The organism is Pseudoalteromonas sp. bablab_jr011 (assembly GCF_016464045.1).
GTDB classification, from domain to species: domain Bacteria; phylum Pseudomonadota; class Gammaproteobacteria; order Enterobacterales; family Alteromonadaceae; genus Pseudoalteromonas; species Pseudoalteromonas lipolytica.
Genome location: NZ_JACDWU010000295.1, coordinates 34,308 through 48,292, shown reverse-complemented (window position 1 = coordinate 48,292; position 13,985 = coordinate 34,308). Strand labels below are relative to the sequence as shown.

General features: G+C 40.8%; 13 protein-coding genes. 6 read left to right on the top strand and 7 right to left on the bottom strand.

Annotation, left to right across the window (positions count from 1 at the left end; all coding sequences use genetic code 11):
- Positions 1 to 12: 12 nt before the first annotated feature.
- Positions 13 to 351, bottom strand: a complete 339-nt coding sequence (locus tag JIG41_RS18340) for a Grx4 family monothiol glutaredoxin (RefSeq protein ID WP_036967616.1) — start codon at positions 349 to 351, stop codon at positions 13 to 15.
- A gap of 262 nt (positions 352 to 613) precedes the next feature.
- On the opposite strand from JIG41_RS18340, the gene JIG41_RS18335 reads away from it, so the two are divergent.
- From JIG41_RS18335 to JIG41_RS18315, 5 genes are all read left to right on the top strand, one after another.
- Positions 614 to 1,195, top strand: a complete 582-nt coding sequence (locus JIG41_RS18335) for a superoxide dismutase (RefSeq protein WP_036967613.1) — start codon at positions 614 to 616, stop codon at positions 1,193 to 1,195.
- Between the two features lie 239 nt (positions 1,196 to 1,434).
- Entirely contained in the window at positions 1,435 to 3,357 is a 1,923-nt protein-coding gene (locus JIG41_RS18330) for a PrkA family serine protein kinase (protein WP_065978710.1), read from the top strand.
- 26 nt (positions 3,358 to 3,383) lie between these two features.
- Positions 3,384 to 4,670: a YeaH/YhbH family protein gene (locus tag JIG41_RS18325; RefSeq protein ID WP_036967607.1), complete on the top strand. Its 1,287-nt coding sequence runs from the start codon at positions 3,384 to 3,386 to the stop codon at positions 4,668 to 4,670.
- Positions 4,671 to 4,690: 20 nt separating this feature from the next.
- The gene (locus JIG41_RS18320) at positions 4,691 to 6,205 is read left to right on the top strand and encodes a SpoVR family protein (RefSeq protein ID WP_036967604.1); all 1,515 of its coding nucleotides are present in this window, start codon (positions 4,691 to 4,693) and stop codon (positions 6,203 to 6,205) included.
- A gap of 5 nt (positions 6,206 to 6,210) precedes the next feature.
- A complete protein-coding gene (locus tag JIG41_RS18315; protein ID WP_199525217.1) occupies positions 6,211 to 7,092 on the top strand; it encodes a universal stress protein in 882 nt (293 codons plus the stop codon).
- A gap of 203 nt (positions 7,093 to 7,295) precedes the next feature.
- Here JIG41_RS18315 and JIG41_RS18310 read toward each other — a convergent pair whose 3' ends face one another.
- A complete protein-coding gene (locus JIG41_RS18310) occupies positions 7,296 to 8,261 on the bottom strand; it encodes a diguanylate cyclase (protein WP_036967597.1) in 966 nt (321 codons plus the stop codon).
- A gap of 3 nt (positions 8,262 to 8,264) precedes the next feature.
- On the bottom strand, positions 8,265 to 9,269 hold the full coding sequence (locus JIG41_RS18305; RefSeq protein WP_199525216.1) for a response regulator: 1,005 nt from the start codon (positions 9,267 to 9,269) through the stop codon (positions 8,265 to 8,267).
- Between the two features lie 207 nt (positions 9,270 to 9,476).
- Between JIG41_RS18305 and tpx the strand changes: the two genes are divergently transcribed.
- Positions 9,477 to 10,058 carry a thiol peroxidase gene (gene tpx, locus JIG41_RS18300; protein ID WP_249406716.1) on the top strand — a complete coding sequence of 194 codons (582 nt, stop codon included), beginning with the start codon at positions 9,477 to 9,479 and terminating at the stop codon, positions 10,056 to 10,058.
- A gap of 64 nt (positions 10,059 to 10,122) precedes the next feature.
- Here the strand turns inward: tpx and adk are convergent, their stop codons facing one another.
- From adk to JIG41_RS18280, 4 genes are all read right to left on the bottom strand, one after another.
- Positions 10,123 to 10,767: an adenylate kinase gene (gene adk, locus JIG41_RS18295; RefSeq protein ID WP_036967590.1), complete on the bottom strand. Its 645-nt coding sequence runs from the start codon at positions 10,765 to 10,767 to the stop codon at positions 10,123 to 10,125.
- Between the two features lie 181 nt (positions 10,768 to 10,948).
- On the bottom strand, positions 10,949 to 12,862 hold the full coding sequence (htpG, locus tag JIG41_RS18290; protein ID WP_036967589.1) for a molecular chaperone HtpG: 1,914 nt from the start codon (positions 12,860 to 12,862) through the stop codon (positions 10,949 to 10,951).
- A gap of 159 nt (positions 12,863 to 13,021) precedes the next feature.
- A complete protein-coding gene (gene recR, locus JIG41_RS18285) occupies positions 13,022 to 13,630 on the bottom strand; it encodes a recombination mediator RecR (protein WP_065978712.1) in 609 nt (202 codons plus the stop codon).
- A 10-nt stretch (positions 13,631 to 13,640) separates the two neighbouring features.
- Complete coding sequence (locus tag JIG41_RS18280) at positions 13,641 to 13,967, bottom strand: YbaB/EbfC family nucleoid-associated protein (protein ID WP_036967566.1); 327 nt, start codon at positions 13,965 to 13,967, stop codon at positions 13,641 to 13,643.
- Positions 13,968 to 13,985 lie beyond the last annotated feature (18 nt).

Here is a 13,985-nt window from a genome sequence, read left to right as displayed (position 1 = left end):
AACTAAGTAAGATTACTCAGCGTCTTGTTCTTTGTACTTTGCTGCTGTTTCTGTGATTAATGGTTGTAATTCACCACGTTGAAACATTTCGATGATAATGTCACAGCCACCAATTAATTCACCTTCAACCCAAAGTTGTGGGAATGTTGGCCAATTAGCGTAAGCAGGTAACTCTGCACGAATATCTGGATTAAGAAGAATGTCAACGTAAGCAAACGGTTCACCACACGCCATTAAAGCTTGTGATGCTTGAGAAGAAAAACCACAGTTAGGTAATTTTGGTGATCCTTTCATGTATAAAAGGATTGGGTTTTCAGAAATTTGCTGTTTAATTTTATCGATGGTTTCCATTTACAACCTCAAAAGACATTGACTTACTACACTGGCCTTGAAAAATATTCACTGTGGCCTCAGATATATAACTTAAAATGGACTATCACAGTCACAATTTTAAAGAGTCTTTAGCAATAGCATTGCTGTTTGCTAAAACTTGAGTAAAATACTCAACAATTATAGTAACACTATAATACCATTTGGTATAGGTGAGTACGCTGTTTACCTCGCTATTACCTATAACTGAGTGGACTATCAACCAAGAAGATGGAGATAAAAAATGGCATTTGAACTACCGTCACTACCATACGCAATCGATGCATTAGAGCCACATATTTCAAAAGAGACTCTAGAGTTTCACCACGGTAAACACCACAACACGTACGTTGTAAAATTAAACGGTCTGATCCCAGGCACTGAATTCGAAAACAAATCTCTAGAAGAAATCGTTTGTTCTTCAGAAGGTGGTGTATTTAACAATGCTGCGCAAATCTGGAACCACACATTCTACTGGAACAGCCTATCTCCAAACGGTGGTGGCGAACCAACTGGCGCTATTGCAGACGCTATCAACGCTAAATGGGGTTCTTTCGAAGCATTCAAAGACGCGTTAAACGACAAAGCTGTAAACAACTTTGGTTCAAGCTGGACTTGGTTAGTTAAACTAGCTGACGGCACACTTGATATCGTTAACACATCAAATGCTGCTACACCATTAACTGATGAAGGTGTTACACCAATCCTAACTGTGGATCTGTGGGAACACGCTTACTACATCGATTACCGTAATGTTCGTCCTGATTACCTAAAAGGTTTCTGGGCACTTGTTAACTGGGATTTCGCGAACGCTAACTTCGCTTAATTCTGTTTAACTTGCAGTAATTCAAAAAAGACGCTCCGGCGTCTTTTTTATTGCCTTTTTTATATCACTGTTCAGCCGCAGCCCAAGCGCCATAATAAATGCGTACCAAGATGATCTTTTTTCAATTAAATTCTTAATTTTCTTGCGCAAAAATTCAAAATCGTGACTAAGCTTTAATTAACCTTTGCTTTTTTCTTAATCTAATTACACGTCATTTTAGCGGGTTTTCGGAGGTCTCTATGAGTATTTTTGAGCATTACCAATCACGATACGAAGCAGCGCAAGAAGAAGAATACAGTATTGAGGAATTTCTCGAGATCTGTAAGAAGGACAAATCAGCTTACGCAAGCGCACCTGAGCGCCTGTTAATGGCCATTGGTGATCCTGAAATTATTGACACATCGACCGATGCGCGGCTCAGCCGATTATTCTCCAATCGTGTCGTTGCGCGCTACCCTGCATTCCACGATTTTTATGGTATGGAAGATGCCATTGAACAAATCGTTTCTTACTTAAAGCATGCTGCGCAAGGTTTAGAAGAATGTAAGCAGGTATTGTATTTACTTGGCCCTGTGGGCGGGGGTAAATCATCTATTGCCGAAAAACTAAAATACCTGATGCAACAAGTGCCTATTTATTCAATAAAAGGGTCCCCTGTCAATGATCACCCTCTCGCTTTGTTTGATCCAAACGAAGATGCTGAACTACTCGAGAAAGAATACGGTATTAAGCCACGCTATTTAAAAACAGTGATGTCGCCGTGGGCAGCCAAGCGCTTAAGTGAGTTCAATGGTGATATAAGCCAATTTAGAGTGGTAAAACGCTACCCTTCTATTTTGAATCAAATTGCGATCGCCAAAACGGAACCGGGCGATGAAAACAATCAAGATATTTCGGCATTAGTCGGTAAAGTCGATATTCGTCAGCTTGAACATTTTGCACAAAATGACCCTGATGCTTACGCGTATTCAGGTGCACTTTGTTTAGCGAACCAAGGGTTGATGGAATTTGTGGAAATGTTTAAGGCACCTATTAAGGTACTCCACCCGCTACTCACTGCCACCCAAGAAGGTAACTATAATGGCACCGAAGGTATTAGTGCCCTTCCCTTCAACGGCATGATTTTAGCTCACTCGAATGAATCTGAGTGGCAAACATTTAAAAATAACAAAAACAACGAAGCATTTTTGGACCGTGTTTATATTGTTAAGGTACCTTACTGCTTACGCGTTTCTGAAGAAGTGAAAATCTACAACAAACTTCTTGAAAACAGTGAACTTCACGATGCGCCATGCGCACCAGGCACATTAAAAACATTGGCACAATTTACCACTCTTTCACGTATTAAGGAGCCAGAAAATTCAAGCATCTATTCAAAAATGCGTGTCTACGACGGTGAAAGCTTAAAAGACACCGACCCGAAAGCGAAGTCATACCAAGAATACCGTGATTATGCAGGTGTTGACGAAGGCATGACTGGGCTCTCTACACGTTTTGCCTTTAAAATTTTATCGCGAGTGTTCAACTTTGATACCACAGAAGTCGCAGCAAACCCTGTTCACTTGTTTTATGTTTTAGAGCAGCAAATTGAGCGCGAACAGTTCTCAGCCGATGTGGAAGAACGCTACCTAAGTCACTTAAAGGGCTATCTAATCCCGCAGTATGTCGAGTTTATTGGCAAAGAACTACAAACTGCCTATTTAGAGTCTTATTCTGAATACGGGCAAAATATTTTTGATCGCTACGTAACCTATGCTGATTTTTGGATTCAAGATCAAGAATATCGCGACCCAGATACAGGCCAACTTTTTGATCGAGCAGCATTAAATGCAGAGCTCGAAAAAATTGAAAAGCCAGCAGGTATTTCGAACCCGAAAGATTTCCGTAACGAGATTGTCAATTTCGTACTGCGCGCCCGTGCGCACAACCAAGGCAAAAACCCGCTTTGGACCAGTTACGAAAAACTTCGCACGGTGATTGAGAAAAAAATGTTCTCGAACACCGAAGATCTGCTTCCGGTTATTTCTTTCAATGCGAAAACCTCTGCCGAAGATCAGAAAAAACACGAAGACTTTGTCAACCGTATGGTTGAAAAAGGCTATACCCAAAAACAAGTACGTTTACTTTCTGAATGGTATTTACGCGTTAGAAAATCGCAGTAAAAAACGTTTGTTTCAAGGGGGTTGTTATGGCGCATTTTATAGACCGACGCCTGAATGGAAAAAACAAAAGTACGTTGAACCGTCAGCGTTTCATCAGGCGTTATAAAAAACAGATTAAAGAAGCCGTATCTGATGCCATTAATAAACGCAGCGTAACCGATACGAGCAGTGGCGAGAGTATTTCTATTCCACAGCGCGATATTAGTGAGCCTGTATTTCATCAAGGACGTGGGGGCGATCGGGAGCAAATACATCCAGGAAATGACCAATTCTCAACGGGCGATAAAATTAAACGCCCGCAAGGAGGCGGTCAAGGGGGTGGCAGTGGCGAAGGTGACGCAAGTGATTCGGGCGAAGGCCAAGATGAGTTTGTTTTTTCTATCTCTAAAGACGAGTATTTAGATTTATTATTTGAAGATTTAGAGCTGCCAAACTTACAGCAAAATCAACTTGATAAACTCGTGCAAATGAAAACGCATCGCGCTGGTTTTTGTAGCGATGGTATGCCCAGTAATATTGATATAGTGCGCTCATTACAAGGCTCGCTCGCTCGCCGTGTTGCAATGACAGCGGGCAAAAAACGACATCTGAGCGAACTTCAAGGACAATTAGCGCTTTTGAAAGCAGAGGAAGAGCCCGACAAAGCCGCCATTGCCCTGCTTGAGCGTCAAATTGAAGAGCTTGAAAGTCGCATAAAAGCCGTGCCGTTTATTGATAATTACGACTTACGTTTTCGCAATTACGAAAAACGTCCCCACCCGACGAGTAAAGCCGTGATGTTTTGCCTTATGGATGTGTCAGGTTCGATGGATCAAGCAACAAAAGATATGGCAAAACGGTTTTATATTTTGCTGTATCAGTTTTTGACTCGCAGCTACAAAGATATCGAAGTCGTGTACATTCGCCACCATACACAAGCGAAAGAAGTTGATGAGCAGGAGTTCTTTTACTCACAAGAAACCGGTGGCACTATTGTGTCGAGTGCGCTGAAATTAATGAATGAAATTATCGCTGAACGTTACCATGCAGATGAGTGGAACATTTATGCTGCACAAGCATCTGATGGTGATAACTGGGCCGATGACTCTCCTCATTGCGGTGAAATACTCCGCAATAAATTACTCAAAGCAGTACGTTACTATGCGTACATAGAAATTACGGCGCGTGCGCATCAAAGTTTATGGCGTGAGTATCAATCAATAGCACAAACACACGACAACTTTGCCATGCAACATATTCGTGGTGTAGAGGACATTTACCCTATTTTCCGTGAATTATTTAAAAAGAATCGTCAGCAGCAAGGCGCCGCATAGCCTTGCGAGTGAGGTAAAATATGGCCGATAAACGTATTAGTGACGGACCTGATTGGACGTTTGATTTATTAGCACAGTACCAAAGTGAAATTGAGCGAGTCGCAAAGATCTATAAGCTCGATACTTACCCGAATCAAATAGAAGTGATCACTGCTGAACAAATGATGGATGCTTACTCAAGCGTAGGCATGCCTATCGGTTATAGTCATTGGTCATACGGTAAAAAGTTTATTCAAACAGAGCAAAATTATAAACGCGGGCAAATGGGGTTAGCGTACGAAATTGTTATAAATTCAGACCCCTGCATTGCTTACCTAATGGAAGAAAACACCTTGCCAATGCAAGCTCTCGTGATGGCGCACGCGTGCTATGGCCACAACTCATTTTTTAAAGGTAATTACTTATTTAAAACCTGGACCGATGCAGGTTCTATTATCGACTACTTATTATTTGCGAAAAATTATATTGCGCGCTGTGAAGAGAAGTACGGTATTAATGAGGTAGAAAACCTTATCGACTCTTGTCATGCCTTAATGAACTATGGGGTTGACCGTTATAAGCGCCCGCAAAGAATTTCGCTGTATGAAGAGCAAAAGCGTCAACAAGAACGCGAAGATTATCTGCAATCGCAGGTGAATGAATTATGGCGAACTATTCCAACATCTCAACAAGAGTCGAAAAAACACGAGCGTCGATTTCCTGAGGAACCACAAGAAAATATTCTGTATTTTATAGAGAAAAATGCCCCGCTACTTGAATCATGGCAACGTGAAGTAATCCGTATTGTGCGAAAAATTTCACAATACTTTTACCCCCAAAAGCAAACGCAGGTGATGAATGAAGGTTGGGCAACGTTTTGGCATTATACGATTTTAAACCACTTGTATGATGAGGGAAAACTCACCGATGCCTTTATGCTCGAGTTTTTACAAAGCCATACCAATGTGGTTTATCAGCCGCCTTATAACAGCAATTATTATTCTGGTATTAATCCCTATGCATTGGGCTTTAATATGATGGTTGATATTCGCCGAATTTGTGAAAATCCCACTGATGAAGATAAAAAGTGGTTCCCTGAATATGCTGGAGCCGATTGGCTAGAAACCCTGCATTTTGCCATGCAAAACTTTAAAGATGAGAGCTTTATTAGCCAGTTTTTATCACCTAAAATTATCCGTGACTTCAAGCTATTTACTATTATTGATCATGAAAAAGAGCCAACCCTTAATGTCGGCGCGATACATGATGAAGTGGGCTATCAACAAGTACGTGAAACGTTATCTGCACAATATAACTTAAGTAATCATGAACCCAATATACAAATCTATAATGTTGATATTAGAGGAGATCGTTCTCTAACCTTACGCTATGTACCTCATAAAAACATTCCGTTAGCTGGCTCAAAAGATGAAGTGCTGAAACACCTTTACAGGTTATGGGGGTTTAAGGTAAAACTGGAACAAGAATCTTCAACCGGTGAAATTTCACTACTTGGTGAATGCCCAAAAAGTGATGCACGACACACAACAGAGTAGGTCACATGGATAAAAAAATACTGGTTATCATCGACGCTATCGCCGATGCCAAAACCTCGATACTTCACGCCAAACAAAAAGCGAAGGGGGTTAGGCATATTGATATCGTCGCATTTAGCTATGAAGATACCAACAGTATTTTATTTTCGATTCCACCCGAAGAAGCACTTGCTATTCAGGATAAAGAATTAGGTAAAATTCGTGACACACTATCACCTTTAATTGACAGCCATTTAGAGCAAGGTAGCTACACATTCCAAACGCTTTGGCATGAAAGTCCTGAGCAGTGGCTTGCTAATGAGCTTGATACATCAGCGTATGAGCTTGTGATTAAAACGCGTCATATTGATGCAGAAACAAAGTTTAGTGAGCTTGATTGGCAGCTTATACGCTTCAGCCCCCTACCGCTTTATTTAGCTGCTGATAACAAATGGAAAAACAATACTAATGTGCTCGCTGCGCTCGACTTAGGCAGTGAGAAAGCCACTAAATATCGTCTTAACGAAGCAATGATAAAAATGGGTCTAGCGTATGCCGCTGATTATGAAAGTGATTTTTTTGCTTGTTATACCGTGCATGTATCGCCCTTTTTACGCGATTTGGGGTTAGTTTTTTCTGATGAGCAAGTTATTAATGCTTATGAAAAACTCCCCAGTGCCCAACGCGCACTGATTGAGTCATATAACCTCAAAGAAAAGCTAGAAATTAAGGCTGGTATCGTCGAGCAAGTGATCCCCAGTATCGCCGCAAAACTCAGTGCAGACCTTGTAATAATGGGTACGGTGGGTAATACAGGAATTAAAGGGCATCTTATTGGTAATACAGCAGAAAAGGTTATGAAATTACTAAAAACGGATATTTTAGTGATCCCTCCTTTCGATAACTAAAGCCAGACTGAATATCAATTAGCTTAATTAGGTGGTCTATTTTGAGGCAATAAAACCGCGTTGATAACACGGCAAAAATGTCGTTATTTAGATGTTCTCGGCAATTGCGCCTACATCCATGCAGTCGTAAATCAGACATTTTTAACGCAGGTAGCGACAGGTTTAATGCCTCAAAAAGATTAAGTCTTGTTTTGCAATTGGTGTCATAAGTCTGAATAAGCCGTCACTTTATTACGGCCATTTTGTTTAGAGTGGTATAAGGCTTGATCAGCTGCTTCAATCCACTTTTCATAACGCTCAAACTTTTTCTCATCAGAGCACGCAAAGCCTATACTCACCGTGAGTTTAATTTGTTTATCACCAAAATAAATTGACGAATTTTCAATAAGAGCACGTAAACGCTCTGCAAAGATCATTGCACCTTCATGATCCGTATCAAGCAAAGTTACGGCAAATTCTTCACCACCATAACGGCCTGCTAAATCAGTTTCACGTAATGTTTTTCTCAATAAATCAGCAATATGACGCAGTGCTTCATCACCAGCACGATGACCATGCTCATCGTTAACGGTTTTAAAATGGTCGATATCAAACATTAATAACGTACTGCAGCCACCGCTTCTGGAAATACGCATGTATTCTTTACGTAGTTTTTGCTCCCAGAATCCGCGATTAGTTAGCTGTGTCAATGCATCAGTGCGACTCATTTGTTCGAGCTTCGCATTAACGTCTTCAAGTTCTTTTTTATTCACCGCCTCATCGGTCACATCGTAAATAATAATACAGATATGTGATACTTCGCCGGTCGTTGTGGTGAGCGGAATAAAGGTAGCATTTTGATACATATGATCCGCTTTACCGGTAATTGGACGGTAGTTTTTAAAACGGAAAATATAGGGTTGCTGCTCCCAAATCGTGAACGAGCGATTATTAAGAATAAACACAGATTCAGACTTACTACGAAACCATTTTTCATCAATTGATGGAAAGAGATCAAATAAGTCTTTGTCTTTTACTGCGCTTGGCAATAAACCCGAATGGTTTTCCATAAAACCATTCCAAATGCAGACTTTATAGTCTCTATCAAGCACCACAAGGCCTACATCAACGGTATTAAACATATCCATTAACCAATGGAGTTCATTCATATTAAAATCGGCTGCAGGCATAGTTTAGTCTTCTAATAAATAAGCTACTTTATATTTTAAAGTTTTTAATGAGTCCTCAGTAAACAGCAACATAAGATCACAATTAATGTTGTGATTTTCAATGCCGTAACTGATCTCAATGGCGAGAGTTCGTTGCCAACGTGATTTATTGGCTTTAACCAAATCAGACACATCACAATGCTGACCTAACACCACCGGATGACCTTGACTAAAACGCATATCAAGTTGCTTTGACAGCCCACTCAAAATAGCGCCTATTAAGATGTTACTGACATCCATTAACAGTTCAAGCTCAACTTTATTGTTAAGCTCTCCTTCGTAATTCATTAACGAAGCAATTTCTTTAAAACTCGAATCATTTAACAGCAATAACGCTTCACCCGACACGCCACCGCCAATAAAGCCTTGGCACACACCTGACGTTGAGGCATTGGCATCAATCGACCGCAAGGCCATATCAAGCTCATTGACTTCAAGTACATTTACGTTCGGAATTGGAAGCTTTACAAACACATTCAATAAACGTGCTAATAAGTCCCCTGCTTGGCCCATAGCAACATTGGTGAGTTCTTGGTATATGTCACGTACATCGGGGTCGACTTGCTCACCTAGCTTATTTGCTAAGCGCTCCCGCATGGCTTTGTCTTTAATACCATGATGTTCAATAATGTTCGCGAGCTTTTCTGCTGAGCAGGGTTTCTGAATAAAATTGATTGCGCCAAGTTCAAGCACGCGTTGATGCGCATTTGGCTGGATATCGCCCGAGACGACAACGGTTAATACATGTAAGCCTTGATCTTGAATGGCTTGCAACACTTCATAACCATCCATTTCGGGCATATTTAAATCAAGAAATAAAATTTCGGGCTGTAAACGCTTAATTTGTTCAATACAGTGAATGCCGTTTTCAGCAAATTCGACTTTTATATCCCAATCATCAGGTAAAGAGCGCGCTAATTGTCTACGCGCTAATTTTGAATCATCACAAACTAATACCGATGTTGACATATATTCTCTCTAAATACGCACTTTTGAACTAGCTAATACAAAATGCACTAACTTTATTATTATTTTTATAAACAAAAATCGGACTACGCACACATGTTAATCAAACTACAGGTTATTTACAATTTTAAATTGTGGTAAACCTTGGAGCTATTGGTTCAGTATAATACACTGATGTTAAATGCGTTAATTTGAAGGAATGAAGTAATGTTGTTACGCCCTCTTATATTTGCTCTTGGAGCAGTTTGTACATTCAGTTATGCCAATGATTTAGTAGAAAATAGTTTAGATGCTGGCAAAGTTTCTGCACAATCGAAACCCGTCACATTACTTGGACAAGGTGTTAAAGTAGGTCAGCAAGCCCCTAACTTCAAGGTCGTAGATGGTAATTTCACCCCTGTCACTCTCAACGACTATCAAGGGCAAGCCGTATTATTAAGTGTTGTGCCAAGCCTTGATACGGGCGTTTGCAGTATTCAAACAAAACATTTTAATGAAAAAGTAGCTTCTGAGTTTCCCAGCATTGCAATGCTAACATTAAGTGCTGATTTACCCTTTGCGCAAAAACGCTTTTGTAAAGCCGAAAATATCGATAAGGTCACGGCATTGTCTGACTCTGTTTGGCGTGACTTTGGTCAAAACTATGGTTTGATCATTAAGGATATGGGGTTATTAACCCGTGCAGTGTTCGTTTTAGATAAGGAACACAAAATCGTTTACAAACAACTTGTCGATAACCTCTCTAAAGAGCCCGATTACGACAGCGCAATTGATGCACTGAAAAAGCTATAACCTCAGCGATACTAAAAACAAAAAACCGCCAACAGGCGGTTTTTTTGCTTAGTTAATCCTAAGATTAACCAAGTAGTTCACCAAGTTGTTGGCTTACTGCTTCAACAGCTTGTGTACCATCCAGTTTGTGGTACTGAGTGTTACCCGCTTTTGCTTCAGCTTGGTAATAGTCAACAAGTGGTTTAGTTTGGTCGTGGTAAATACCTAAACGTTTACGTACTGTTTCTTCAGTATCGTCATCACGAATAATAAGGTCTTCACCTGTGATATCGTCTTTACCATCTACTTTTGGTGGATTGTAAACAACATGATATACACGACCAGAACCTGGGTGTACACGACGACCGCCCATGCGCTCAACGATGATTTCGTCAGCAACATCAAATTCAATAACATGGTCAACAACCACACCATTTTCTTTCATTGCATCAGCTTGAGGAATAGTACGTGGGAAACCATCTAGCAAGAAACCTTTTTCACAATCAGGCTTTGCAATACGCTCTTTAACAAGACCAATAATGATTTCATCAGATACTAATTGACCTGCATCCATTACTTTTTTAGCTTCAAGACCAAGCGGTGTACCTTCTTTGATTGCTGCACGCAGCATATCGCCCGTAGAAATTTGTGGAATACCGTATTTGTCCATCAAAAACTGAGCTTGAGTACCTTTACCTGCACCCGGCGCGCCCAAAAGAATAATGCGCATATCATTGTCCTCTGTGTGATACTAATCTTTAATTATGGTCGATCAGTGGAGTTTTGTTTTTAGAGCCTGAATTCTTCCACAACTGAGGCTATACCTCAAGTAACTTATACCAATTGCCTATATTAGCGGCAATAAAAAAAGGAAGCTGGGCTTCCTTTTCTAATTCAAACTGTAAAAACGCTTACTTACTTAAATCTAGCATTAGTTTATTCAAGCGAGTTACAAAGCCTGCAGGGTCTTTTAAGGTACCGCGCTCTGCCAGTAATGCTTGGTCAAGTAAGACATGTGACCACTGAGTAAACTTGTCTTCATCTTGTTCAACATTTAAATGCTTCACAAGTTGGTGCTCTGGATTAAGCTCAAAAATTGGCTTTTGCTCAGGCACCGTTTGACCTACTGATTCCATTAGTTTTTGCATTTGCGAGCTCATGTCATGCTCATCAGCAACAACACAGGCAGGCGAGTCGGTTAAACGGTGCGTAAAGCGTACATCTTTAACACTATCACCTAGGGCTGTCTTAATACGTTCAACTAAGCCTGCCACTTCTTTTTCTGACTCTTCTTGCGCTTTTTTGGTTTCTTCATCATCCATGTTGCCAAGGTCTAAGTCACCACGAGTGATTGACTGGAATGATTTTTCGTTGAACTCTGTTAGGTAGCTCATCATCCACTCATCAACACGGTCACTTAGTAGTAACACTTCAATGCCTTTCTTACGGAAGATTTCTAGGTGCGGTGAATTTTTTGCCGCAGCAAATGAATCAGCAACCACGTAGTAGATCTTATCTTGTTCTGGCTTCATACGCTCAATGTATTGATCAAGCGATACATTTTGTGTGCTTTCGTCTGTGTGTGTTGAAGAGAAACGCAGCAACTTAGCAATAACTTCTTTGTTTGCCATGTCTTCTGCTGGGCCTTCTTTTAACACTTGACCAAACTCGTTCCAGAACGTTTGATAATCTTCTTCACGGTTTTTAGCCATGCGCTCAAGCATTTTAAGGACACGCGATGTACACCCTTTACGGATTGCTTGTGTCACTTTGTTATCTTGTAAGATTTCACGCGATACGTTAAGTGGTAAGTCATTTGAATCAAGTAGACCTTTCACAAAACGCAGGTAGCTTGGCATAAATTGCTCAGCGTCATCCATGATGAAAACGCGTTGCACATATAGCTTTAAACCTGTTTGACGGTCACGATTCCATAAATCAAATGGTGCTTTTTTCGGGATGTATAACAAGCTAGTGTATTCTGTTTTACCTTCAACTTTGTTATGCGCCCAGCTTAATGGCTCTTCCCAATCATGACCAATATGTTTATAGAATTCTTTGTATTCTTCGTCTGTTACTTCTGACTTGTCGCGAGTCCACAGTGCCGTTGCGCGGTTAATACCTTCCCATTCGCCTGGCTGTGCTGGGATTTTCTCGCCATCAGGACCTTCAGATTCTGGTACTTCTGCTTTGTACATTTCAACAGGAATTGAAATATGGTCAGAGTATTTAGTAACGATACTGCGTAAGCGATATTCATCAGCAAACTCTTTTTCGTCTTCACGTAAATGAAGAATAATTTCAGTACCACGGGTTGGCTTATCAATTTCTTGTAGCGTGTATTCGCCTTCACCAGCTGATTGCCATTCAATACCTTGGCTCTCACCTGCTTTACGAGTGCGTACCGTTACTTTATCCGCAACGATAAATGCTGAGTAAAAGCCTACACCGAATTGACCAATTAATTGTGAATCTTTACTTTGGTCACCCGTTAAGTTTTGAAAAAACTCTGCCGTGCCTGATTTTGCAATCGTACCTAATGAGTTAATTACATCTTCACGGCTCATACCGATACCGTTATCAGTAATGGTTACTGTGTTTGCATCTTTATCGGCACTGATACGTACTTTTAAGTCGGCATCGTTTTCATATAAATCGCCATTTGAAAGCGCAAGGAAACGTAATTTATCTGCCGCATCTGACGCGTTTGATACGAGTTCACGTAGGAAAATCTCTTTATTAGAATAAAGAGAATGAATCATCAGGTTTAATAGTTGTTTGACTTCTGTTTGAAAGCCTAATGTTTCTTTTTGTGCTGCAGTCATTGTGTAAATCTCCAATTAACAAAGTGTCTTATCTGCACTATGACTCATATATGGGGCAGGCTTTAGGAACTTCAAGGCAAAAAATTAAATTTGCAGGTAAATTGGAGATAAAACACAAAAAAGCCTGCATTAAGCAGGCTTTTGATACCGTTTTGGGTATTAGTTTTGATTTACTGCGCGTCGCCCGCTAAAGGCATGCATTAGGGTCATGCCATCAAGCAAGTCAAGCTCACCACCAACTGGCACACCATGAGCAATGCGTGAAGCATTCACTTGGTATTTGTGACAAAGCTCTGCAATATAATGGGCTGTGGTTTCACCTTCAACACTTGGGTTGGTTGCGAGGATCACCTCATTAATGCCGCCGTTTTGCAGTTTACTTTCTAGGATATCAAGGCCGATTTCTTTGGGTCCTATGCCATCAATTGGTGACAAGTGACCCATTAAAACGAAGTAAAGCCCTTGATATTGTCCGGTTTGTTCAATAGCAAGTACATCGGTTGGCGATTCAACCACACACAATAAACCACTATCTTGGCGTTTAACACTTGAACAAATATCGCACACAGGTTGCTCTGTGAAGGTACGACAAGACTGACAGTGCCCTACTTCATCCATTGCTCTTGTGAGTGCGTGGCCAAGTTGTTTACCCCCTTGGCGGTCGCGTTCAAGTAAATGAAAAGCAATACGCTGTGCTGACTTCGGGCCAATACCCGGTTGGCAGCGCAGTGCTTCAATTAACTGTGTTAAACTAGGCGATAGTTGCATAAATGTTCACTTAGAATGGCATTTTCATACCTGGTGGTAATTGCATACCGCCAGTTACTTTGCTCATGCGCTCTTGTGTTTCTTCGGCAACACGGCGTACAGCGTCATTACATGCTGCTGCAAGTAAATCTTCGATCATATCTTTGTCGTCTTCCATTAGGCTTTCGTCAAGCTCTACACGACGTACATTGTGGTTACCTAGCATCGTTACTTTAACTAGGCCTGCACCTGCTTCACCTACAACTTCTAGGTTTGCGATTTCTTCTTGGGCTTTTTGCATGCGCTCTTGCATTTGCTGCGCTTGCTTCATCATGTTACCCATTCCACCTTTAAACATAACTGTCTCTCTTTCTAA